Genomic DNA, 22,895 nt, shown 5'->3' with positions numbered 1-22,895 from the left:
CGGCGGGTCGTCCGTCCGGGGTCAGTCCCGCGGATCGCCGCGCCGGGTGAGCAGCCAGGGCTCGACGACGCCCAGGCCGCGCACCGGGCGCTGCCACATGGGCTGGAGCGCGAAGCGGTACTTCGGCGGCTCCTCGCCCTCCTTCTCCGCGGCGGCGGCCTCCTCCGCGGCCTCCGCCTCGGAGGCCGGGGCGTCGCCGGTGCGGATCAGCTCCTCGGCGAACGCGCTGTCGACCAGGACGGCGTCGCGGGGAGCTATCGACGTCAGCCGGGACGCCAGGTTCACCGTGGTGCCGAAGACATCGCCCATCCGGGTGGTGACCGTGCCGAACGCCATGCCGACGCGCAGCTCGGGCATCGTCTCGTCGTGGCTCATCGTCTCGACGAGCAGCAGCGCGATCTCGGCGGCGATGCCCGCGTCGTCGGCCGCGTACAGCACCTCGTCGCCGAGGGTCTTGATCAGCCGGCCGCCGCGGGCGGCCACCAGGTCGGCGGAGGTGGTCTCGAAGGCCTCCACCAGCTCGCCGAGCTCCTCCTCCTCCATGCGGCGGGTCAGCCGCGTGAAGCCGACCAGGTCGGCGAAGCAGACGGCGAGCCGGCGGTCGACCATCTCCTCGTCGTCCGCGGCCTGCACGACCCGGCCGGCCGAGGCGGCCAGTTGCCGCCGCCACACGTAGACGAGGAACTCCTCCAGCTCGGGCAGCAGCAGCTCGACGATGGGGTAGGTGACCTCGGTGCGGGTCATGCCCGGCTCGGGCGGCTCGGTCAGGCCCTCCAGGAAGGAGTCGATCTGCCACTCCGCCAGCCGGGCGGTGGTCTGCCCGGTGGACCGCGCCACCTGCACGGCCATCGCCTCGCTCAGCAGCCCCGCCTCGACGAGACCCGCCAGCCGCCGCAGGGCGAGCACGTCGGCCTCGGTGAGCGCCCTGGCCTGTCCGATGTCGGCGAAGCCCATGGCCCGCCAGAAGCGCGACGCCAGTTCCATGGACACGCCGGCGCTGCGGGCGGCCTGGAAGGGCGTGTAGCGCCGCTCGGCGCCGAGGATGAGCTGTTCGAGGCGCAGCGCCAGAGGATGCGGGTCCTCACCGGGGTCGCCCGGCTCGCCGGGGTCGGCGGCCGGCAGGTTGCCCCGGCCGTCCTCGCCCGCGCCGGAGCCCGTGTCGTCGACGGTCACGCCTGCTGCCCTTCCGATCTTCCGCGGTCAGGTATCGACCGGCCTCAACTCTACGGCAGGTGTGCGCCAGCTCACTCCGTTCGGTGCGACGGGGTACGCGGTGCGGTCGGGCCCGCGAGACCGTGACGGCCACGACGGCCGCCGGTCTCACGACGCTCTCATGCCGGCCTCACGCCGGCCTCGCCGGCCTCAGATGGACGATGTCGCCCGCTCCCACGGGCTCCTGTACCCCTTCTTCGGTGGCGATCACCAGACGTCCGTCGCCGTCGACCGCGACCGCCTCGCCGACGATCGACCGGTCCCCCGGCAACTCGGCCCGTACCGCTCGTCCCAGGGTGGCGCACCCGGCCGCGTACGTCTCCTGGAGACCGCACTGCGCGGGATCGCCGCCGGCCCGCCGCCAGCGCCCGTACCACTCCTCCAGCGACCGCAGGACGCTCCGCAGGAGCGTGTCCCGGTCGGTGCTCACCGCCCCGGCCAGCGCCAGCGAGCCCGCCTGCGGCACCGGGAGTTCCGCGGCGCGCAGGGTGACGTTGGCGCCGACGCCCACCACCACCGCGCGCTCGCCGGCCCGCTCCGCGAGGATGCCGCCGGCCTTGCGTTCCTCTCCCCCGACGGTCACCAGGAGGTCGTTGGGCCACTTGAGTGCCGTGTCCACGCCGGCCGCCCTGGACAGGCCGGTGGCCACCGCGACGCCGGTGAGCAGCGGCAGCCAGCCCCAGCGGGCCACCGGCACCTCGCTCGGTGTGAGCACCACGGAGAAGAACAGGCCCGAGCGCGGGGGCGCGGTCCACCGGCGGTCCAGGCGGCCCCGGCCGGTCGTCTGCTCCTCGGCGACCAGCACGGCGCCCTCGCCCGCCTCGCCCGCGGCCGCCGCGGCGACCAGGTCGGAGTTGGTGGAACCGGTGCGCTGCACCACGTCCACGCCCGTCCACAGGCCGCCCTCCCGGACCAGCCCCCGGCGCAGGGCCGTCGCGTCGAGGGGCGGACGGTCCAGATCGGACCACCGGCCGCCGCCTGCGTCTGCTGCATCTCGCGGTGTCATGCAAGCCACCCTAGGTGTGTCGAATGCCGCACTGCCGATCCGTAGGGCCAGCACTACGCTACGGATGAGTAACCGTCCCCCCTTTTGAGCAGGCAGGGAGCCGCGATCCCGATGTCCGAGCCGGAAGAGCGCCACGAGATCCAACAGACCCAAGGGATCGACGTCCACACCACCGCGGGCAAGCTCGCGGATCTCCAGCGCCGTATCCAGGAAGCGACGCACGCCGGTTCGGAACGCGCCGTCGAGAAGCAGCACGCCAAGGGCAAGTTGACGGCCCGTGAGCGCATCGACCTCCTTCTCGACGAGGACTCCTTCGTCGAGTTGGACGAGTTCGCCCGGCACCGTTCCACCAACTTCGGCCTGGAGCACAACCGCCCGTACGGGGACGGCGTCGTCACCGGCTACGGCACGGTGGACGGACGTCCGGTCGCCGTGTTCTCCCAGGACTTCACCGTCTTCGGCGGGGCGCTGGGCGAGGTCTACGGGCAGAAGATCGTCAAGGTGATGGACTTCGCCCTGAAGACCGGCTGCCCGGTCATCGGCATCAACGACTCCGGCGGCGCCCGCATCCAGGAGGGTGTGGCCTCGCTGGGCGCCTACGGCGAGATCTTCCGCCGCAACACCCACGCCTCCGGGGTGATCCCGCAGATCAGCCTGGTCGTGGGCCCGTGCGCGGGCGGCGCGGTGTACTCCCCCGCGATCACCGACTTCACGGTGATGGTCGACCAGACCTCGCACATGTTCATCACCGGCCCGGACGTCATCAAGACGGTCACCGGCGAGGACGTCGGCTTCGAGGAGCTGGGCGGCGCGCGCACCCACAACTCCGTGTCGGGCGTGGCGCATCACATGGCCGGCGACGAGAAGGACGCCGTCGAGTACGTCAAGCAGCTGCTGTCGTACCTGCCGTCCAACAACCTCTCCGAGGCGCCGGTGTTCCCCGAGGAGGCGGACCTGTCCGTCACCGAGGAGGACCTGGAGCTGGACTCCGTCGTCCCGGACAGCGCCAACCAGCCGTACGACATGCACACGGTGATCGAACACGTCCTGGACGACGCCGAGTTCTTCGAGACGCAGGCCCTGTTCGCGCCGAACATCCTCACCGGCTACGGCCGGGTCGAGGGCCACCCGGTGGGCATCGTCGCCAACCAGCCGATGCAGTTCGCGGGCTGTCTGGACATCACGGCCTCCGAGAAGGCGGCCCGCTTCGTGCGCACCTGCGACGCCTTCAACATCCCGGTCATCACGTTCGTGGACGTGCCCGGCTTCCTGCCCGGCGTGGACCAGGAGCACGACGGCATCATCCGCCGCGGCGCCAAGCTGATCTACGCCTACGCCGAGGCCACCGTCCCGCTGATCACCGTCATCACCCGCAAGGCGTTCGGCGGCGCGTACGACGTCATGGGCTCCAAGCACCTGGGCGCCGACCTCAACCTGGCCTGGCCGACCGCCCAGATCGCCGTCATGGGCGCGCAGGGCGCGGTCAACATCCTGCACCGGCGCACCATCGCGGAGGCGGTCGCGGCCGGCGAGGACCTGGAGGCGGTGCGCGCCCGGCTGATCCAGGAGTACGAGGACACCCTCCTCAACCCGTACGTGGCGGCCGAGCGCGGCTACGTCGACTCGGTGATCATGCCGTCGGACACCCGCCGGCACATCGTGCGCGGTCTGCGTCAACTGCGCACCAAGCGGGAATCCCTGCCTCCGAAGAAGCACGGCAACATCCCCCTCTAAGGAGCCGCTGTGACGATCAAGGTCGTACGGGGCAACCCGACCCCCGAGGAGCTCGCCGCCGCCCTGGCGGTGGTCCGGGCCCGCGCCGCGGCGGCACTGGCGGAGCCGTCCGGCGCGCGGACCACCAGGGACGCCTGGTCCGACCCGGCGAGGATCGCGGGCCACCGCCTCCCCCACCCCGGCCAGGCGTCCTGGACCCGCACCTACTGGCCGTCCTGACGGCAGCCGGCCCGCAGTCGGGCGACCGGACCTCCGGCGACGACTGCGGGCCGGCAACTTGAGTACGGGTACTCAGGCGCCGTCGGCCCGCCCGTTCCACGCTGGTGGAATGCTGTGGTCCGACCCCGAGAACGAGCCCCCCGACGAACTCCGCCAGATGCAGGAGACCCTGCGGAGACTCGGCCTCTTCCTCGCACTGGCCATGGTGGTGGCGATGATCGTGCTGGGCATCCGGTAGCCGCGCCCCGCCGCCGGGACAGGCCCTAGGCTGACCGCATGCGCCGACTCGTCCTCGCCTCCCAGTCCCCCGCCCGGCTGAACCTGCTGCGTCAGGCCGGTCTCGCTCCCGAGGTGATCGTGAGCGGGGTCGACGAGGACGCCGTCACCGCCCCCACCCCGGCCGAGCTGGCACTGGCCCTCGCCGAGGCGAAGGCGTCCGTCGTCGCCGCCCGGCCCGACGTCTCCGGCGCCCTGGTGATCGGCTGCGACTCGGTGCTCGACCTCGACGGCGAGGCGCTCGGCAAGCCCGCGGACGCGGCCGAGGCCACCGCCCGCTGGAAGGCGATGCGCGGCCGCGCCGGCACGCTCCAGACCGGCCACTGCGTCTACGACACCGTCAGCGGGCGCTACGCCTCCGCGACCGCCTCCACCGTCGTGCGCTTCGGCGAGCCGACCGACGCGGAGGTCGCCGCCTACGTCGCCTCGGGCGAGCCGCTGTACGTCGCCGGGGCGTTCACCCTCGACGGCCGCTCGGCCCCGTTCATCGACGGCATCGACGGCGACCACGGCAACGTCATCGGCATCAGCCTGCCCCTCGTACGCCGGCTGCTGGCGCAACTGGGCGTGGGCATCACGGAGTTGTGGGCACCGTCGGAGGCGTGACCGGCTTGGGCGAGACCGTCTCGTGCGGGACCGTCTCGTGCGGGACCTGCTTGGGCGACACCGGCTCGGGCGTGGCGGGCGGGGGCGTCGCGGGCGAACCGCCGCCGTCGCCCCCACCGCCCGGGGGCGTGTCCGCGACCGGCCGCTGCCGGGCGTCGTACGTCATCAGCAGCAGCACGATCAGGGCGAGCACGACCACCATGAACACGAACTGCGGCACGCCCAGCAGCCCCCACGCGAAGGCGCCCAGCAGACCGTGCACGACGGCCGCGCTGATCAGCAGGACCCGGCCGAAGCCGGCCGGCGCGCGGTCGCGCAGGGCCACCAGCAGCGCCACCACCGCGCACAGGGCGAAGTAGAGGCCGAAGACGATCCCGCCGACCTTCGAGGACGTGGACATGACGCCGGGGTCCATGCCTGCCAGGGACATGTCCTGCCGGTCCACCACCACGCCCATGAACCAGTTCAGCGCGGCGATGCCCAGCGCCTCGGCGAACAGCACGATCGCCACGACCCACGCCACCGGTCTGCGGACCACGGGTCCCCACCCACTTTCGAGCCGGACCTCAGCGAGGCCGGGCAAGCTAGCTGTTACCTCAAGTACGTTCGAGACACCCGGAACGCTACTAACGGGTAAACGGCGGGACAAGGGTTCTGAGGGCGGCAAAGAATCATTGGGCCATTCGTAGGGACTCGACAAAGAAACAGAGTGGGCCGCAGCACGCCCTCACAGAGACCTTGACCACACAGGAGGGCTAGGGTTTCCCGCAGGAGTGCTGCGTACGGCGGTACTACAAGGGATTTCGCGGTCGAGTGAGCCTGACATCACGCTCCGTGTGGGCAAGCTCACCTTTGGGGACGGGTCGTAGAGCCGTGTCGGCAGTCCCTAAACTCGGCTTGTTTCAAGGAGGGAGCCTCAATCGTGCGCAAGGTGCTCATCGCCAACCGTGGCGAAATCGCAGTCCGCGTGGCCCGGGCGTGCCGGGATGCCGGTATCGCGAGCGTGGCCGTCTACGCCGACCCGGACCGGGACGCTCTGCATGTCCGCGCGGCGGATGAGGCGTTCGCCCTGGGCGGTGACACTCCGGCGACCAGCTATCTCGACATCGAGAAGGTGCTGAACGCGGCGCGGGAGTCCGGCGCCGACGCCATCCACCCGGGCTACGGCTTTCTCTCGGAGAACGCCGAGTTCGCCCAGGCGGTCCTGGACGCCGGCCTGATCTGGATCGGCCCGCCCCCGCAGGCCATCCGCGACCTCGGCGACAAGGTCGCCGCCCGGCACATCGCCCAGCGTGCGGGCGCGCCGCTGGTCGCCGGCACGCCCGACCCGGTCTCCGGCGCCGACGAGGTCGTCGCCTTCGCCGAGGAGCACGGCCTGCCGATCGCGATCAAGGCCGCCTTCGGCGGCGGCGGCCGCGGTCTGAAGGTGGCCCGCACCCTCGAGGAGGTGCCCGAGCTGTACGACTCGGCCGTCCGCGAGGCGGTCGCCGCGTTCGGCCGGGGCGAGTGCTTCGTCGAGCGCTACCTGGACAAGCCGCGGCACGTGGAGACGCAGTGCCTGGCCGACAGCCACGGCAACGTGGTCGTCGTGTCCACCCGTGACTGCTCCCTCCAGCGCCGTCACCAGAAGCTGGTCGAGGAGGCCCCGGCGCCGTTCCTGTCCGAGGCGCAGACGGCCGAGCTGTACTCCTCCTCCAAGGCCATCCTCAAGGAGGCCGGCTACGTCGGCGCGGGCACCGTCGAGTTCCTCGTCGGCGCCGACGGCACGATCTCCTTCCTGGAGGTCAACACCCGTCTCCAGGTCGAGCACCCGGTCACCGAAGAGGTCGCCGGCATCGACCTGGTGCGCGAGATGTTCCGCATCGCCGACGGCGAGGAGCTCGGTTACGGCGACCCGGAGCTGCGCGGGCACTCCTTCGAGTTCCGCATCAACGGCGAGGACCCGGGCCGCGGCTTCCTGCCCGCTCCGGGCACGGTGACCCGCTTCGAGGCGCCGTCCGGTCCGGGTGTGCGGCTGGACGCCGGAGTCGAGTCCGGCTCGGTCATCGGCCCGGCGTGGGACTCGCTCCTCGCCAAGCTGATCGTGACCGGCGCCACGCGTGAGCAGGCGCTCCAGCGCGCGGCCCGCGCTCTGGACGAGTTCCAGGTCGAGGGCATGGCGACGGCGATCCCGTTCCACCGCGCGGTCGTCAGGGACCCGGCGTTCGCCCCCGAACTCACCGGCAGCCAGGACCCGTTCACGGTCCACACCCGGTGGATCGAGACCGGCTTCGTCAACGAGATCCCCCCGTTCTCCGCTCCGGCCGACGCCGACACGGAGGACGAGACGGACCGCGAGACGATCGTCGTCGAGGTCGGCGGCAAGCGCCTGGAGGTCTCCCTGCCGTCCTCGCTGGGCATGTCCCTGGCCCGCACGGGTCTCGCGGCGGGCGCCAAGCCCAAGCGCCGCGCGGCCAAGAAGTCCGGCCCCGTGGCCTCCGGCGACACCCTCGCCTCCCCGATGCAGGGCACCATCGTCAAGGTGGCCGTCGAGGAGGGCCAGGAGGTCAAGGAGGGCGACCTGGTCGTCGTCCTCGAAGCGATGAAGATGGAGCAGCCGCTCAACGCGCACCGCTCGGGCACCGTGAAGGGCCTGGCGGCGGAGGTCGGCGCGTCCGTCACCTCGGGCGCCGCGATCTGCGAGATCAAGGACTGACCCCACCGCTCCACCGTGCCGAGGCGCCCGCACCCCGCGGGCGCCTCGCCGCGTTGACGGCCCCCTGCGCCCCCCCCCGGCGACGGGCGTCGCACCGCCGAACCGGCTCACTCCAGGCATCCGGGCGGACCGAGGCCGGACGATCGACGCCGGACCACCGGCAGCGGACCAACAGCAACGGACGACCGGCAGCGGACCTCCGGCAGCGGGCGACGGGCATCAGACGACTGGCGGCCGGCGGGCCCTCCCGCCTCGGACGGGATACGCGTCAGCCGACCGCGTCGGCCGACCGGCGTCAGCCGGCCGTGTCTGCCCACCCGTTCGAGCGATGCCGTCAACCTCTGGCCGCAAACCCGCCTGCCTCGGACCCGCCGGCCCCGATCCTCTCCCCCGGACCCGCCGGCCCCGGACGGCCGGCCCCGGACGGCCGGCTCGGCGTCCGGCGACCCGGACGGCCGGCTCGGCGTCCGGCGACCCGGCCGCCGCGTGGGGCGACCGGACCCGGGCCACCGGTACCGCGGGGTGGACGCCCCGTCCGGGCCGTGTCCGCGGAGACGGCCGGCGTCGCGGGCCCGGCAGGGGCCGGGCGGTCTCGTCGAGAAGCCCGGTCAGCGACGGCGCAGGTCCGCGACGCGGGCCCGCTCTCCGCCCGGGGGCTGCTCGCCCAGCATCGAGGCGGCGCGCAGCCCCGCGGGAGCGCCCGGGACCTGGCCCCGGCGCGGGGCCGGCAGCGGTACGTCCCGGCGCTGCTGCTGGTGACGCGCCGGGACCGCCTCACCCCCCTGGCCTCCCGACGCCCCGGCCACGGCGATCTGCACCCCCTGGTCGGCCAGGGCCTGGAGTTCGGTGGCGGCGCGGTCGTCGTGCGCGGGCGGCTCGTCGGTCACCAGGCGGGTGATGAGGTCCGTCGGCACCGTCTGGAACATGGTGTCGGAGCCGAGTTTGGTGTGGTCGGCGAGGACCACGACCTCGGCGGCGGCCTGCACCAGGGCCCGGTCCACGGACGCCGACAGCATGTTGGACGTGGACAGACCGCGCTCGGCGGTCAGCCCGCTCCCGGAGAGGAAGGCGCGGGAGACCCTGAGCCCCTGGAGGGACTGTTCGGCCCCGCTGCCCACCAGGGCGTAGTTGGAGCCGCGCAGGGTGCCGCCGGTCATCACGACCTCGACCCGGTTGGCGTGGGCCAACGCCTGGGCCACCAGGAGGGAGTTGGTGACGACGGTCAGTCCGGGCACCCGGGCGAGCCGGCGGGCCAGCTCCTGTGTCGTGGTGCCCGCCCCGACCACGACGGCCTCGCCCTCTTCGACGAAGCTCGCGGCGAGATCCGCGATGGCGGTCTTTTCGGCGGTCGCGAGATGGGATTTCTGCGGAAAGCCGGATTCTCGCGTGAACCCGCCCGGCAATACCGCACCGCCGTGCCGGCGGTCGAGGAGTCCTTCTGCCTCCAGTGCGCGCACGTCCCGCCGCACGGTCACTTCGGAGGTCTGGACGACGCGGGCGAGTTCACGGAGCGACACGGCCCCGTTCGCTCGCACCATTTCGAGGATCAATTGACGACGTTCTGCAGCGAACACGAAACTGACAGTAACGCGGACGACCGTCTGCTTTCAGCTCTTTGCGCCGAATAGTAGAAGTTGTTCGCACAGGGGCACGGGGAGTGGTATAAGGCCCAGTTCCGGCGACTATGCCGCCCGCACTGTCCGGCGACACGCCGACGGCCCGCCGTCAACTCCCCGTGACCAGGGGAGAGTCGGCGGGCCGTCGGGCCGGACCGTCAGACCTCGCCCGCCGTCTTGCGGGTGTGCAGCTGGCGCGCCACCTCCGCGATCGAGCCCGAAAGGGACGGGTACACGGTGAACGCGTTCGCGATCTGTTCGACCGTCAGATTGTTGTCGACGGCGATCGAGATGGGGTGGATGAGTTCCGAGGCGCGCGGCGCGACGACCACGCCGCCGACGACGATCCCGGTGCCCGGCCGGCAGAAGATCTTGACGAAGCCGTCGCGGATGCCCTGCATCTTGGCGCGCGGGTTGCGCAGCAGCGGCAGCTTGACGACCCGGGCGTCGATCTTCCCGCCGTCCACGTCGGCCTGGCTGTAGCCGACGGTGGCGATCTCGGGGTCGGTGAAGACGTTCGAGGAGACCGTCTTCAGGTTGAGCGGGGCCACCGCGTCGCCGAGGAAGTGGTACATGGCGATGCGGCCCTGCATGGCGGCGACGGAGGCCAGGGCGAAGATCCCGGTCACGTCTCCGGCCGCGTACACGCCCGGCGCGGTGGTGCGGCTGACCTTGTCGGTCCAGATGTGCCCGGACTCGCGGACCTTGACGCCCGCCTCCTCCAGCCCGAGCCCCTCGCTGTTCGGGATGGCGCCGACGGCCATGAGGCAGTGCGAGCCGGTGATGACGCGGCCGTCGGACAGCGTGACCTCGACCCGGTCGCCCACCCGTTTGGCGGACTCGGCGCGGGAGCGGGCCATGACGTTCATGCCGCGGCGGCGGAAGACGTCCTCCAGGACGACGGCGGCGTCCGGGTCCTCGCCGGGCAGCACGCGGTCGCGGGACGAGACGAGGGTGACCTTGGAGCCGAGGGCCTGGTAGGCGCCGGCGAACTCGGCGCCGGTGACGCCTGAGCCGACCACGATGAGCTCCTCCGGCAGCTCGGCGAGGTCGTAGACCTGGGTCCAGTTCAGGATGCGCTCGCCGTCGGGCTGCGCGTCCGGCAGCTCGCGCGGGTGGGCGCCGGTGGCGAGCAGCACGGCGTCGGCGGTGAGGGTCTCCTCGGTTCCGTCGGCGGCCGAGACGACGACCTTCCGGGAGCCGTCGAGGGCCTGCATGCCCTCCAGCCGGCCGCGGCCGCGCAGCACGCGGGCGCCGGCCCGGGTGACGGCGGCGGTGATGTCGTGCGACTGGGCGAGCGCGAGCCGCTTCACCCGCCGGTTGACCTTGCCGAGATCCACGCCGACGACCCGGGCGGCCTGCTCCAGCGGCGGGGTGTCGTCGGCCACGATGATGCCCAGCTCCTCGTACGAGGAGTCGAAGGTCGTCATCACCTCGGCCGTGGCGATCAGGGTCTTCGACGGCACGCAGTCGGTCAGCACCGACGCTCCGCCCAGACCGTCGCAGTCGACGACGGTCACCTCCGCGCCGAGCTGCGCGGCCACCAGGGCCGCCTCATAGCCGCCGGGTCCGCCACCGATGATCACGATCCGAGTCACGTGTCCCATTCTCCCGTACCTGCCGCCGTGCTACCGCCCCGGGGGCCGCGGAGGCCGGGACTGTGACCAGAGTGACGCCCGCGCCCACTGCCGTACTCTCCTTGCATGTCGCTCTACGCCGCGTACGCCGGCAACCTCGACGCGCGGCTGATGACCCGCCGCGCTCCTCACTCGCCGCTGCGCGCCACCGGCTGGCTGAACGGCTGGCGGCTGACGTTCGGCGGCGAGCAGCTGGGGTGGGAGGGGGCGCTGGCCACCGTCGTGGAGGACCCCCTCGCGCAGGTATTCGTCGCGCTGTACGACGTCGCCCCCATGGACGAGGAGTCCCTGGACCGCTGGGAGGGCGTGGGCCTCGGCATCTACCGGCGGGCCCGGGTCCGGGTGCACACGCTGGAGGGCGAGGAGTCCGCCTGGATGTACGTCCTGAACGGCTACGAGGGCGGACTGCCGTCGGCCCGGTACCTGGGCGAGGTCGCCGACGCGGCGGAATCGGCGGGGGCGCCACACGATTACGTGATGGAGCTGCGGAAGAGGCCCTGCTGAGAGGCCCGGCTCCTGCACTCCAGGAATCGGCGCGGCAACGGGAGACGGCATGACCCCCACAACGTACGACGTCTCCTACACGGTGCAGGCCGCCGAGGCCCGCGACCGGCTCGACGACCGGCAGCGCATGGCGTTCGACAAGGGCATCGCTCTGCTGGCCCGGGACCCGTTCCTGTCCGCGTCCCGGCCCATAGGCTCCACCGGTGACGACCGGACGATCCGCCTCACGCAGAACGTCCTCGTGGAGTACACGATCAGTCGCGGACGCCTGTTGATCTTCATCGTCGAAGTCTTCAACGTCGAGGACGTGCTGATCACGGACGACTGATCGCCGCCCGGCGGTCCGCCCTCGTCGGAAACAACAAGGCAACGATCGCCGTCCCGTCGGGTTCGGCATCTACGCGCGTAGGCCGGAAGCGGCTACCCTCAGTCGCGTGAACGCATCTCTTCTCCCGGACGACATCCAGGGCGACCCGCACGCCGCCGCCGACGCCGCCGCCGTTCGCCTGCGCGAACTGACCGGCGCCGAGACCCACGACGTCGCCCTCGTGATGGGCTCCGGCTGGGCTCCGGCCGTCGACGCCCTGGGCGCCCCCGACGCAGAGTTCCTGGTCACCGAGCTGCCCGGCTTCCCGCCGCCCGCGGTCGAGGGCCACGGCGGCAAGGTCCGCTCGTACCGGATCGGCGAGAAGCGGGCGCTGGTGTTCCTCGGCCGCACCCACTACTACGAGGGCCGCGGCGTCGCCGCCGTCGCCCACGGAGTGCGCACCGCGGTGGCGGCCGGCTGCAAGACGATCGTGCTGACCAACGGCTGTGGCGGCCTGCGCGAGGGCATGCGCCCCGGTCAGCCCGTGCTGATCAGCGACCACCTCAACCTGACGGCGACCTCGCCGATCGTCGGCGCGAACTTCGTCGACCTGACGGACCTGTACTCGCCGCGGCTGCGCGCCCTGTGCAAGGAGATCGACGCCACGCTGGAGGAGGGCGTCTACGCCCAGTTCCCCGGCCCGCACTACGAGACGCCTGCCGAGATCCGCATGGCCCGCACCATCGGCGCGGACCTGGTCGGCATGTCGACGGTGCTGGAGGCCATCGCCGCGCGCGAGGCGGGCGCCGAGGTGCTCGGCATCTCCCTCGTCACCAACCTCGCCGCCGGCATGACGGGCGAGCCGCTGAACCACGAAGAGGTCCTTCAGGCGGGTCGCGACAGCGCGACGCGCATGGGATCGCTGCTGGCGCGGGTGCTCGGCCGCATCTGAGCGCCGCCGCCGCCCGGAGCCCGGACCTCGCCCGGCGCTCCGCTCCGGATCCGCGCGGCGGCCGGTGCGGCGCGTCGCGCGACGGGGCTCTCCCGCGTGCCGCCGGACAGGGCGTCGCGCGGGCCCGGCGGCGTCCGCCCCCACGCGGCGTCGCGCCCGACGGGCGACACCGCCCGGCCCCTCGACCCCTCGGTCCCCCTGGCCCCTGGGGCGCCCGCACCACGGCCGGCCCTGATCCGGTCCGGCCCCGTCCTCACACTCCCTCAGAGGGGGCACCCTCCAGAAGGGCCGGCCGACCCCGGCCCGAGCTGGAAGACAACCGGCGTCCCCCACGCAACCGGAGGCTGACTCCCGTGCACGACGATCTCCTCTCCCGCGCCCGGTCCTGGCTCGCCGAGGACCCGGACCCGCAGACCCGCGCCGAACTGGCCCGGCTCATCGAGGCCGGCGACGTCGCCGAGCTCACCGACCGCTTCAGCGGCACCCTCCAGTTCGGCACCGCCGGCCTGCGCGGCGAGCTGGGGGCCGGCCCCATGCGGATGAACCGCTCGGTCGTCATCCGCGCCGCCGCCGGACTCGCCGCGTACCTCAAGGGCAAGGGTCGGCAGGGCGGCCTGGTCGTCATCGGCTACGACGCCCGCCACAAGTCCGCCGACTTCGCCCGCGACACCGCCGCGGTCATGACGGGCGCCGGACTGCGCGCCGCGGTCCTGCCCCGCCCGCTGCCCACCCCCGTCCTCGCGTACGCCATAAGGCACCTGGGCGCGGTCGCCGGGGTGGAGGTCACGGCCAGCCACAACCCGCCCCGCGACAACGGCTACAAGGTGTACCTGGGCGACGGTTCGCAGATCGTGCCGCCCGCGGACGCCGAGATCGCCGCGGAGATCGACGCCGTCCGCGGCCTGGACGAGGTCCCCCGCCCGGACGAGGGCTGGCAGATCCTCGACGACGCCGTCCTCGACGCCTACCTGGCCCGCACCGACGCCGTCCTGGCCCCGGACTCCCCCCGCACGGCCCGCACGGTCTACACCGCGATGCACGGCGTGGGCAAGGACGTCCTGGTCGCCGCGTTCGCCCGCGCGGGCTTCCCCGCGCCGGTTCTCGTCGCCGAGCAGGCCGAGCCCGACCCGGAGTTCCCGACCGTGGCCTTCCCCAACCCGGAGGAGCCGGGCGCGATGGACCTCGCCTTCGCCGCGGCCCGCGCCCACTCCCCCGACCTGGTCGTCGCCAACGACCCGGACGCCGACCGCTGCGCCGTGGCCGTCCCGTACGCGGGCGACTGGCGCATGCTGCGGGGCGACGAGGTCGGCGCCCTGCTCGCCGCCCACCTCGTGCGCCGCGGCGCGCGGGGCACGTTCGCCGAGTCGATCGTCTCCTCGTCCCTGCTCGGCCGCATCGCCGAGAAGGCGGGTCTGCCCTACGAGGAGACCCTCACCGGCTTCAAGTGGATCGCCCGCGTCGACGGCCTGCGCTACGGCTACGAGGAGGCCCTCGGCTACTGCGTGGACCCCGAGGGCGTGCGCGACAAGGACGGCATCACCGCCGCCCTGCTGATCACGGAACTCGCCTCCGAACTCAAGGAACAGGGCCGCACCCTCCTGGACCTCCTCGACGACCTCGCCGTGGAGCACGGCCTGCACGCCACCGACCAGCTGTCGGTGCGGGTGGAGGACCTCACGGTCATCGCCCGCGCGATGGAGCGGCTGCGCGCGCAGCCTCCGGCCTCACTGGCGGGCCTGGCCGTCACCCGGGCCGAGGACCTCACCCGGGGCACGGACACGCTGCCGCCCACCGACGGCCTGCGCTACACGCTCGACGGCGCCCGCGTCATCGTCCGGCCCAGCGGCACCGAGCCGAAACTGAAGTGCTACCTGGAGGTCGTCGTCCCGGTCGCCGGTCACGACGAACTCCCCGCCGCGCGCACCCGGGCCGACGCCGTCCTCGCCACGATCAAGCGGGACCTGTCGGCGGCGGCCGGCATCTGACACCGGCGCCCCACGACACCGGAGCACCGGAGCAGGTTGGGGCGGGTCCGGCCGACGTGCGGGTTCGCCCCCGGGGTGTGCGGGGGGGGCGCCCCCAGGGTGCGGGCCCACCGCCGTGCGCAGCCACAGCCGGCAAGGGTCCGCCCCCGCACGGGTTCGCCGCGCACGCCGGTACTGCGGGCATGCTCACTGCCGGCGCGATGAGTTCCGGCCGCTTCTCCGGTCTGTTCCGGTGACCGTCGCGGGACGTCAGTCCGGCGTTCCCCGACGGCGCCCACCACCAGACGCACGGAGGACGCCATGACGACCACCCCGGACCACTCGGCCACCGCCCCGGGCCACTCGCCCACCGTCCCGGACCGTTCCGCCGCCGCGCCCGGTCTCCCGCCCGTCGTCGACGCGGCCGCGTGGCAGGCGGCCCGTGACGAGCTGCTGGTGCGCGAGAAGGCGCACACCCGGGAGGGCGACGCCATCGCCGCGGCCCGCCGCCGGCTGCCGATGCTGGAGGTCGACGGGACGGCCGAGGTCGTCGGCCCCGACGGCCCGGTGCCCTTCCTGGACCTGTTCCAGGGCCGCGACGAGCTCGTCGTCTACAAGCACATGTGGTACGACGGCGCGCCGCACCAGGGGCAGTGCGAGGGCTGCACGATGGTGGCCTGGCACCTGAGGGACGCCGTCTACCTCAACGCCCGCGGAGTGTCGTTCGCCTTCCTGACCACCGGTCCGTGGGAGGAGGTGGCCCCGTTCGTCGCGTTCATGGGCTACACCCAGCCCTGGTACTCCGTGCGCGACGTGGCCGGGCCGATCGGCGGCGCCATGGGAGAGCTGGCCTGCTTCCTGCGCGACGGCGACCGCGTCTTCCTCACCTACTCCACGACCGGCCGGGGGATCGAGGCGTTCAGCGGGTCGTTCGCCGTGCTCGACCGGACGCCCTTCGGCCGCCGTGAGGCCTGGGAGGACAACCCCGAGGGCCGCCCGGCCGGGGACCACCCATGCTGGTACTGGCGCTCGGACGCGGACGGCGACGCCACCTGGGGTCCGACCAGCCGCCCGGTCCCGCAGTGGACCCGACCCGGCGCGACCCCCGCGGACACCCTCGGCCGGCGAAGCCCCTGCCACTGACCCGGACCGCCACCCCCGGCACTCCGGTTGTCACCGCAGGGCCAGCGACCCGCCCGCCACCAGCGCCCCGACCACGATCGCCAGCGGCCACAGCGCCCGCCCGCGCAGCCGCTCGTCGGCCTGCGAGGTCGGCCGGGTCGCCGGATCCCGCCACAGCACGGTGATCTCGGCGGCCGCCCGCTCGTACGGGTGCACCACGCCGAGCCTGCGCTCCAGCCACGGCCAGTGGAGGGAGTGAGCCCGCCACTCGTCGAACGAGGCCCGCGTGGCGCGTATCCGCAGCCGGCCGCCCTCGCCCTCGACGGCCCGGACGTGTTCCCAGGCCAGGCGGCGGGCGCCCAGCAAGCCGTTGAACCACAGGCCGTCGCGGTCGGCCGTGATCCGCCACGCGAGCCGGCGGGGCAGCACGAGGGCGGCGATCAGGGTCGCCGCGATGCCGGACAGGACGCCCCGCCACACGGAGTCGTCCGCGAGGAGCGCGAGGACCAGCGCCGCCGGCACGACGAGGAGCCGGTCGGCCCATCCGGCACGCCATCGGCGCACCCGCCCGAGCGCCTCCGGGCCGGCCTGCTCGACGGCGGCGGCCGCGAGGGCGACGGCGGCCTCCCGACGTTCCTCCCGGCGGCCCTCCCGGACGGCCCGGACCCGCTCGTTCCTCTCCCGCCGCCGCAGAGCGGCCTCCGTCACCGGCCGCACGGGTCCCAGGGACGTCTCCACCACGGGCGGGGCGCCGGCCTTCGCCGCGGCGGCCAGCAGCACGACCTCGGCGCCGTCGAAGGGCGCCCCGTACAGCACGGCCTCCCGCAGCGGACCGACACGCCCGCCCCCGACCAGCTCACGCAGCTCGCGCAGCTCGGCGGACTCGGCGGACTCGGCGGACTCGGCGGGCTCATCGCCGCCGGTCCGGTCCGCGCCCCTCGCCTCGTCCCCCTCGTTCCCCTCGTCCGTCTCGTCCGCCCGCGCCTCGACGCGGTGGTCCGGCGCGCCGCGGCCGTCGGCGGTGGAGACGGTGAACAGGGGCCGCCGGGCGGCGAGATCGTCGGCGGCGAAGACCTCCGTCTCCAGGTCGCCGTTCACCCGCGCCAGCACCCGCAGCACCGGAACGGGCCCCCGGCGCGGCCCGACGGCACGGTGGCGGGCCAGGGCCGCGGAGACCAGCACGGTGAGCCCGAGACCGGCGAGGCACCAGCCCGCGGCCGCAACTGCCTGACGCCCGCCGGGTCCGTCCCAGGCGCCCGTCACGGCCCGCAGCGCGCCACCGGCGGCGGCCAGGCCGAGCCCCGCCCACAGCAGGAACGTCCCGCGCGGCGAACGTCCGCCCATGCCGTCCGGAGCCACGGCCGCCGCGCCCCCGGCAGCGGTGAGAGCCGCCGCCCTCTGCCGCCGGCGCGCCGCCAGCCGCAGGCAGACGGCCGCCCAGACGCCCGTCTGCCAGGCCGCGAGGCCGAGCCGCGCGGGCAGCGGCAGTCCGTCCCCGGCCGTCAGGACGAGGGCGACGCCGACGGGGGCCGTGAAGGCCGCCATCTCGGGCCGCAGCACCGGCCACACCAGGTGCAGGGCGATCAGGGCGGCGCCCCACGCGGGCAGCCCGCCGTGTCCGCCCAGCAGCCCCGCGCCCGCCACCGCCGTCAGCGGCAGCACCGCGAAGGCCCAGTCGGGCGTCCGCACGGGCACCCAGCGCGGGGGCAGCGCCCGTGCCCACCGCAGCGCCGGCCCACCGTCCCAGGCGGCCGCACCCCCGCCGGACCCCACCGCACCCTCGGGCAGCCGTGACACATCACCAGCACGCGAACTCATCGCCGTCTCCCCACCGAACCGAACTCGTCCCCCGCAGACCCGCACGCCTGCCCACCCCCCCCCAGCCGCACGACCGCACGACCGCACAACCCCACAACCCCACAGCCGGACAGCCGACAGCCGCACGCCCGCACAACCACACAGCCAGAAGCACATCCTGGCCCTCGAACCCACCGGCCCCCGAGACTCACGGGCTCTCACCGCCGAAGCTCACAGAGTGACGGGGCGAGAAGGCCCAGGAGCCCGCCCATCAGGGGCGTATGTCTGCCCCCCGAGCGGAAACCGGACCCCGAGAAGGCCCAACCCCGAAGCCACCGTCGCCTCACCCACCGGCCCCGCCCGACAGCCCGGCCCCGGCAACCACCCCACAGTCAGGAGTCAGTCACGCGGGCCCGCGCCTCCGCCACACCGCCACCGCAGCCCCAGCCCAGCCCCGCCGAACGCCGCCCCCACCGGACACCGCCCACCGCCGCCCCTACCGCAGGCCGCCCGGCCACTTCGCCCCCCACCGCCCGCCACCCTCGCGGCTCAGCCCGTGGCGACCAGGATCGCCAGGACGACGGCTCCCGCGGCGGCCGGGCCGAGGATCTCCCAGGCCCAGCGGACGCTCACCTCGCCCTGCGCACTCTCGTCCTTCTCACGCGCCTCCCACAGCTCGCGCAGGTCCTCCATGGCCCGGTCGCCGCCGGCGCGCGCGGCGGCGTCCGCCGCCGACGCGCCACCGCCACCGCGCCCGAGCGCGCCGCCGAGCCCGCCCGGTCCGGCGGGGCGGCCGTCCTGCGCGGCCGCCGCACGCGACTGCCGCCGGGTGGCCCGCTTGCGGGCCCGCAGCGAGACGGGGATGGACCACAGCTGGAACTTCGCCCCGGCCACGGTGAGGACCTCGTTGGAGTAGCCGGACCGCAGCGTGGCGATCTGGCCCCAGGGCAGCACGATCACCCGGAACGGGTTGCGCACCCGCAGCCTGTCCTGACCCGCGAACACGGCGGGCCGCACGGTCAGGGAGACGATCAGCGGGACGAGGAGGATCATCGCGGCGAGCGCCAGCCAGGGGGTGCGTCCCTCACCCGCGACGATCGCGTCGATGCCGAGCCAGCCGACGAGGGCGAGCATCACCACGCCGCCCGCGATGCCCGCGGAGGACCGGTACACGCGGTCCCTGATCTCGGGATCCGTGGGCTGCGGGGGCCCTGGGGGCCGCGACGCTGGTGACTGGTCTTCCGGGCTCGTCATGGGCCCGATTCTGCCCGACGTGCGCCGCCCGCCCGTACGCGGAGCCCCGGCACGCCCCGGGCACCCGAAAGACTTCCGGGGGTGTACACCCGCTACGCGCGTAGATATGCTCGTCTGGTGACCATGCCCACCAATGCACCCAGCGCGGCCCGCGCCCTCTCGGACGTCACCTCGTCCGACAGCACGCTGCGCCGCTTCCTCCACGGGCTGCCCGGCGTCGACGCGGTCGGCCTGGAGGCGCGCGCCGCCGCGCTCGGCACCCGTTCCATCAAGACGACCGCGAAGGCGTACGCCATCGACCTCGCCATCTCGATGGTCGACCTGACGACGCTGGAAGGCGCGGACACCCCGGGCAAGGTCCGGGCGCTCGGCGCGAAGGCGGTCCGTCCCGACCCGACCGACCGCTCGGCGCCGAGCACGGCCGCGGTCTGCGTCTATCCCGACATGGTGGCCGCCGCCAAGGAGGCCGTCGCCGGTTCCGGCGTGAAGGTCGCCTCGGTCGCCACCGCGTTCCCGGCCGGCCGCGCCGCCCTCGACGTGAAGCTGGCCGACGTGCGGGACGCGGTCGCCGCGGGCGCCGACGAGATCGACATGGTCATCGACCGCGGGGCGTTCCTCGCCGGCCGGTACATGAAGGTGTACGACGAGATCGTCGCCGTGCGGGAGGCTTCGGGCGCGGCCCGCCTGAAGGTCATCTTCGAGACGGGCGAGCTGTCGACGTACGACAACATCCGGCGGGCGAGCTGGCTCGGCATGCTGGCCGGGGCGGACTTCATCAAGACGTCCACCGGCAAGGTCGCCGTCAACGCCACCCCCGCCAACACCCTGCTCATGCTGGAGGCCGTGCGCGACTTCCGGGCGCAGACCGGCGTGCAGGTCGGCGTGAAGCCCGCCGGCGGCATCCGCACCAGCAAGGACGCGATCAAGTTCCTCGTCCTGGTCAACGAGACCGCGGGCGGGGACTGGCTCGACAACCACTGGTTCCGCTTCGGCGCCTCCTCGCTCCTGAACGATCTGCTGATGCAGCGTCAGAAGCTCGCCACCGGCCGTTACTCCGGCCCTGACTACGTGACGGTGGACTGAGACCCCATGAACATGGACACCACGCCTTCCGCAATCACCTCCGCCTTCGAGTACGCCCCGGCGCCCGAGTCCCGCTCGGTCGTCGACATCGCCCCCTCGTACGGCCTGTTCATCGACGGCGAGTTCACCGAGGCGGCCGGCGGCCAGGTCTTCAAGACCGTCTCGCCGTCCACCGAGGAGGTCCTCTCCGAGATCGCCCGGGCGGGCGAGGCGGACGTCGACCGCGCCGTGCTGGCCGCCCGCAGGGCCTTCGAGAAGTGGTCCGCGCTGCCGGGCGCGGAGCGCGCGAAGTACCTCTTCCGCATCGCCCGCATCATCCAGGAGCGCTCCCGCGAGCTGGCCGTCCTGGAGACGCTGGACAACGGCAAGCCGATCAGGGAGACGCGCGACGCCGACCTGCCCCTGGTCGCCGCGCACTTCTTCTACTACGCGGGCTGGGCCGACAAGCTCGGCCACGCGGGCTTCGGCGCGGACCCGCGGCCGCTGGGCGTCGCGGGCCAGGTCATCCCGTGGAACTTCCCGCTGCTGATGCTGGCGTGGAAGATCGCCCCGGCGCTCGCCACCGGCAACACGGTGGTCCTGAAGCCCGCCGAGACGACCCCGCTGTCCGCCCTGTTCTTCGCGGACGTCTGCCGCCAGGCGGGCCTGCCGAAGGGCGTCGTCAACATCCTTCCCGGCTACGGCGACGCGGGCGCGGCGCTCGTGGCGCACCCCGACGTGAACAAGGTGGCCTTCACCGGCTCCACGGCCGTCGGCAAGGAGATCGCGCGCACGGTCGCGGGCAGCCGCAAGAAGCTCACCCTCGAACTGGGCGGCAAGGGCGCGAACATCGTCTTCGACGACGCCCCGATCGACCAGGCCGTCGAGGGCATCGTCAGCGGCATCTTCTTCAACCAGGGCCAGGTGTGCTGCGCGGGCAGCCGCCTCCTCGTCCAGGAGTCGATCCAGGAGGAGCTGCTGGACTCGCTCAAGCGCCGCCTGTCGACGCTGCGCCTCGGCGACCCGCTCGACAAGAACACCGACATCGGCGCGATCAACTCCGCCGAGCAGCTCTCGCGCATCACCACCCTCGTCGAGCAGGGCGAGGCGGAGGGCGCCGAACGCTGGTCGCCGGCCTGCGAACTGCCCACCTCGGGCTACTGGTTCGCGCCGACGCTGTTCACGAACGTCACCCAGGCGCACACCGTCGCCCGGGACGAGATCTTCGGCCCGGTGCTGTCGGTCCTGACCTTCCGCACCCCGGACGAGGCGGTCGCCAAGGCCAACAACACGCCGTACGGGCTGTCGGCGGGCATCTGGACGGAGAAGGGCTCCCGGATCCTCGCCGTCGCGAACAGGCTCCGGGCCGGCGTCGTCTGGTCCAACACGTTCAACAAGTTCGACCCCACCTCGCCGTTCGGCGGCTACAAGGAGTCGGGATTCGGCCGCGAGGGCGGCCGCCACGGCCTGGAGGCGTACCTCGATGTCTGACCGACTGTCCGTGCTGAAGACCTACAAGCTGTACGTCGGCGGGAAGTTCCCGCGTTCCGAGAGCGGCCGGGTGTACGAGGTGACGGACTCCAAGGGCAAGTGGCTGGCCAACGCGCCGCAGTCCTCCCGCAAGGACGCCCGTGACGCGGTCGTCGCCGCGCGCAAGGCGTTCGGCGGCTGGGCCGGGGCGACGGCGTACAACCGGGGCCAGGTCCTCTACCGCGTCGCCGAGATGCTGGAGGGCCGCCGGGGCCAGTTCGTCCACGAGGTGGCCGACGCCGAGGGCCTGTCGAAGTCGAAGGCCGCCGAGCAGGTGGCGGCGACGATCGACCGCTGGGTCTGGTACGCGGGCTGGACCGACAAGATCGCCCAGGTGGTGGGCGGCGGGAACCCGGTCGCGGGCCCGTACTTCAACCTCTCCTCGCCCGAGCCGACGGGCGTCGTCGCCGTCCTCGCCCCGCAGGAGTCGTCGTTCCTGGGGCTGGTGTCGGTGCTGGCCCCGGTGATCGCCACGGGCAACACGGCGGTCGTGATCGCGAGCGAGCGCGCCCCGCTCCCGGCGCTCTCCCTCGGCGAGGTCCTGGCCACCTCGGACGTCCCCGGCGGCGTCGTCAACGTCCTGTCGGGCCGGACGGCGGAGATCGCCGCACCGCTGGCCTCGCACCAGGACGTCAACGCGATCGATCTCGCGGGCGCCGACGAGGCGCTGGCGAAGGAGCTGGAGATCGCGGCCGCCGACAACCTCAAGCGAGTCCTGCGTCCACAGCCTGTGGACGACTGGTCGGCGACGCCGGGCACCGACCGCCTGACGTCCTTCCTGGAGACGAAGACGGTCTGGCACCCGACGGGCTCCCTGGGCGCGTCCGGCTCGTCCTACTAGTCCGGGCGCTCCCCGGCGCTCCCCGGCATTGCTCCGGGCGCCCCGTGAACGCGGAAGCCGCGCCGCCCCTCCGTCCGGGGGCGGCGCGGCTTCCGTCCGTGCGCCGTGGACCGTGCCGTACGGCGCGGTCAGCCGCCGAGCACCTTCGTGACGTCCCCGACGACCGGGATCGAGCCGATCGACCGGGCCTGCGCCACCGGAGCGGTCAGCATCTGGGACGTCAGCGGCCGGAAGTCGGCGAGCTGGGTGCCGACGCCGTTGTCGAGGGGGTCGACGCCGGTGCCCGCGAGCGGGTTGGGCTTGAGGCCGGCGACCGTGCCGGTGACGTACGACAGGGAGCCCAGCGCGCCCTGGAGTCCGGCCTGCGGGTCGATCCGGCCGATCGAGGTGGGGCTCGTGCGCACCACGTCGACGACGGGCTCGCCGGCCGCCGCGGCGGCGGTGCCGGCGCCCGCGCCCAGCGCCACTCCGGCGGTCGCGAGGGCGGCGAGGGCGCGCCGGCCGGTGGGGGTCTGGGGGGAGTCGTGTCGGGCCATCGTGATGCCGCCTTCTGCTGCGCAA

Annotated in this window: 21 protein-coding genes; 13 read left to right on the top strand and 8 right to left on the bottom strand. The window is 73.5% G+C overall.

Translation table 11 applies throughout. From position 1 onward, the window contains the following. Positions 1–21: 21 nt before the first annotated feature. Together OG802_RS22270 and OG802_RS22265 are read right to left on the bottom strand one after the other, a co-directional pair. Positions 22–1,173, bottom strand: a complete 1,152-nt coding sequence (locus OG802_RS22270) for an adenylate/guanylate cyclase domain-containing protein (RefSeq protein ID WP_329413019.1) — start codon at positions 1,171–1,173, stop codon at positions 22–24. A gap of 169 nt (positions 1,174–1,342) precedes the next feature. Beyond that, positions 1,343–2,218, bottom strand: a complete 876-nt coding sequence (locus OG802_RS22265; protein WP_329413018.1) for a biotin--[acetyl-CoA-carboxylase] ligase — start codon at positions 2,216–2,218, stop codon at positions 1,343–1,345. A gap of 111 nt (positions 2,219–2,329) precedes the next feature. Here OG802_RS22265 and OG802_RS22260 point away from each other — a divergent pair, with 111 nt between their 5' ends. From OG802_RS22260 to OG802_RS22245, 4 genes are all read left to right on the top strand, one after another. Further along, entirely contained in the window at positions 2,330–3,952 is a 1,623-nt protein-coding gene (locus OG802_RS22260) for an acyl-CoA carboxylase subunit beta (RefSeq protein WP_329413017.1), read from the top strand. A 9-nt stretch (positions 3,953–3,961) separates the two neighbouring features. Next, positions 3,962–4,171, top strand: coding sequence for an acyl-CoA carboxylase epsilon subunit (locus OG802_RS22255; RefSeq protein ID WP_329413016.1), 210 nt, complete (start codon positions 3,962–3,964; stop codon positions 4,169–4,171). 109 nt (positions 4,172–4,280) lie between these two features. Continuing rightward, complete coding sequence (gene mmpB / locus OG802_RS22250; protein ID WP_329413014.1) at positions 4,281–4,409, top strand: morphogenic membrane protein MmpB; 129 nt, start codon at positions 4,281–4,283, stop codon at positions 4,407–4,409. 38 nt (positions 4,410–4,447) lie between these two features. Continuing rightward, on the top strand, positions 4,448–5,053 hold the full coding sequence (locus OG802_RS22245) for a Maf family protein (protein ID WP_329413012.1): 606 nt from the start codon (positions 4,448–4,450) through the stop codon (positions 5,051–5,053). On the opposite strand, the gene OG802_RS22240 is transcribed toward OG802_RS22245, so the two are convergent. Further along, positions 5,022–5,591, bottom strand: coding sequence for a hypothetical protein (locus OG802_RS22240; protein ID WP_329413011.1), 570 nt, complete (start codon positions 5,589–5,591; stop codon positions 5,022–5,024). The genes OG802_RS22245 and OG802_RS22240 overlap by 32 nt on opposite strands. 384 nt (positions 5,592–5,975) lie before the next feature. Between OG802_RS22240 and OG802_RS22235 the strand changes: the two genes are divergently transcribed. Beyond that, complete coding sequence (locus tag OG802_RS22235) at positions 5,976–7,748, top strand: acetyl/propionyl/methylcrotonyl-CoA carboxylase subunit alpha (protein WP_329413009.1); 1,773 nt, start codon at positions 5,976–5,978, stop codon at positions 7,746–7,748. Between the two features lie 608 nt (positions 7,749–8,356). Here the strand turns inward: OG802_RS22235 and OG802_RS22230 are convergent. Next, positions 8,357–9,322, bottom strand: coding sequence for a DeoR/GlpR family DNA-binding transcription regulator (locus OG802_RS22230; RefSeq protein ID WP_329413007.1), 966 nt, complete (start codon positions 9,320–9,322; stop codon positions 8,357–8,359). A 200-nt stretch (positions 9,323–9,522) separates the two neighbouring features. Next, positions 9,523–10,971: an NAD(P)H-quinone dehydrogenase gene (locus OG802_RS22225; protein WP_329413005.1), complete on the bottom strand. Its 1,449-nt coding sequence runs from the start codon at positions 10,969–10,971 to the stop codon at positions 9,523–9,525. A 96-nt stretch (positions 10,972–11,067) separates the two neighbouring features. Here OG802_RS22225 and OG802_RS22220 point away from each other — a divergent pair, with 96 nt between their 5' ends. From OG802_RS22220 to OG802_RS22200, 5 genes are all read left to right on the top strand, one after another. Continuing rightward, on the top strand, positions 11,068–11,505 hold the full coding sequence (locus OG802_RS22220; RefSeq protein WP_329413003.1) for a gamma-glutamylcyclotransferase: 438 nt from the start codon (positions 11,068–11,070) through the stop codon (positions 11,503–11,505). Between the two features lie 49 nt (positions 11,506–11,554). Next, a complete protein-coding gene (locus OG802_RS22215; RefSeq protein ID WP_329413001.1) occupies positions 11,555–11,833 on the top strand; it encodes a type II toxin-antitoxin system RelE family toxin in 279 nt (92 codons plus the stop codon). Between the two features lie 106 nt (positions 11,834–11,939). Continuing rightward, positions 11,940–12,764: a purine-nucleoside phosphorylase gene (locus tag OG802_RS22210; protein WP_329412999.1), complete on the top strand. Its 825-nt coding sequence runs from the start codon at positions 11,940–11,942 to the stop codon at positions 12,762–12,764. Positions 12,765–13,117: 353 nt separating this feature from the next. Beyond that, on the top strand, positions 13,118–14,749 hold the full coding sequence (locus OG802_RS22205; RefSeq protein ID WP_329412997.1) for a phospho-sugar mutase: 1,632 nt from the start codon (positions 13,118–13,120) through the stop codon (positions 14,747–14,749). 300 nt (positions 14,750–15,049) lie between these two features. Further along, a complete protein-coding gene (locus OG802_RS22200) occupies positions 15,050–15,871 on the top strand; it encodes a DUF899 domain-containing protein (protein WP_329412994.1) in 822 nt (273 codons plus the stop codon). A gap of 30 nt (positions 15,872–15,901) precedes the next feature. Here the strand turns inward: OG802_RS22200 and OG802_RS22195 are convergent, their stop codons facing one another. Both OG802_RS22195 and OG802_RS22190 read right to left on the bottom strand, forming a co-directional pair. After that, positions 15,902–17,668, bottom strand: coding sequence for a hypothetical protein (locus OG802_RS22195; RefSeq protein WP_329412993.1), 1,767 nt, complete (start codon positions 17,666–17,668; stop codon positions 15,902–15,904). 528 nt (positions 17,669–18,196) lie between these two features. Continuing rightward, positions 18,197–18,901: a PH domain-containing protein gene (locus OG802_RS22190; RefSeq protein ID WP_329412992.1), complete on the bottom strand. Its 705-nt coding sequence runs from the start codon at positions 18,899–18,901 to the stop codon at positions 18,197–18,199. Positions 18,902–19,024: 123 nt separating this feature from the next. On the opposite strand from OG802_RS22190, the gene deoC reads away from it, so the two are divergent. From deoC to OG802_RS22175, 3 genes are read left to right on the top strand one after another with little or no spacing between them, the layout of a single operon-like run. Then, entirely contained in the window at positions 19,025–19,984 is a 960-nt protein-coding gene (gene deoC, locus OG802_RS22185; protein ID WP_329417295.1) for a deoxyribose-phosphate aldolase, read from the top strand. A 33-nt stretch (positions 19,985–20,017) separates the two neighbouring features. Beyond that, entirely contained in the window at positions 20,018–21,454 is a 1,437-nt protein-coding gene (locus OG802_RS22180; protein ID WP_329417293.1) for an aldehyde dehydrogenase family protein, read from the top strand. Next, positions 21,447–22,334, top strand: coding sequence for an aldehyde dehydrogenase family protein (locus tag OG802_RS22175; RefSeq protein ID WP_329412989.1), 888 nt, complete (start codon positions 21,447–21,449; stop codon positions 22,332–22,334). Before OG802_RS22180 ends, OG802_RS22175 begins: the two co-directional genes overlap by 8 nt. A 128-nt stretch (positions 22,335–22,462) precedes the next feature. On the opposite strand, the gene OG802_RS22170 is transcribed toward OG802_RS22175, so the two are convergent. Next, positions 22,463–22,870, bottom strand: coding sequence for a hypothetical protein (locus OG802_RS22170; protein ID WP_329412987.1), 408 nt, complete (start codon positions 22,868–22,870; stop codon positions 22,463–22,465). Positions 22,871–22,895: the final 25 nt, after the last annotated feature.

Source organism: Streptomyces sp. NBC_00704 (genome assembly GCF_036226605.1).
In the GTDB taxonomy this organism is placed as follows: domain Bacteria; phylum Actinomycetota; class Actinomycetes; order Streptomycetales; family Streptomycetaceae; genus Streptomyces.
Note: the sequence above shows the minus strand (reverse complement) of the source record. Positions and strands in the feature narration are given on the sequence as shown.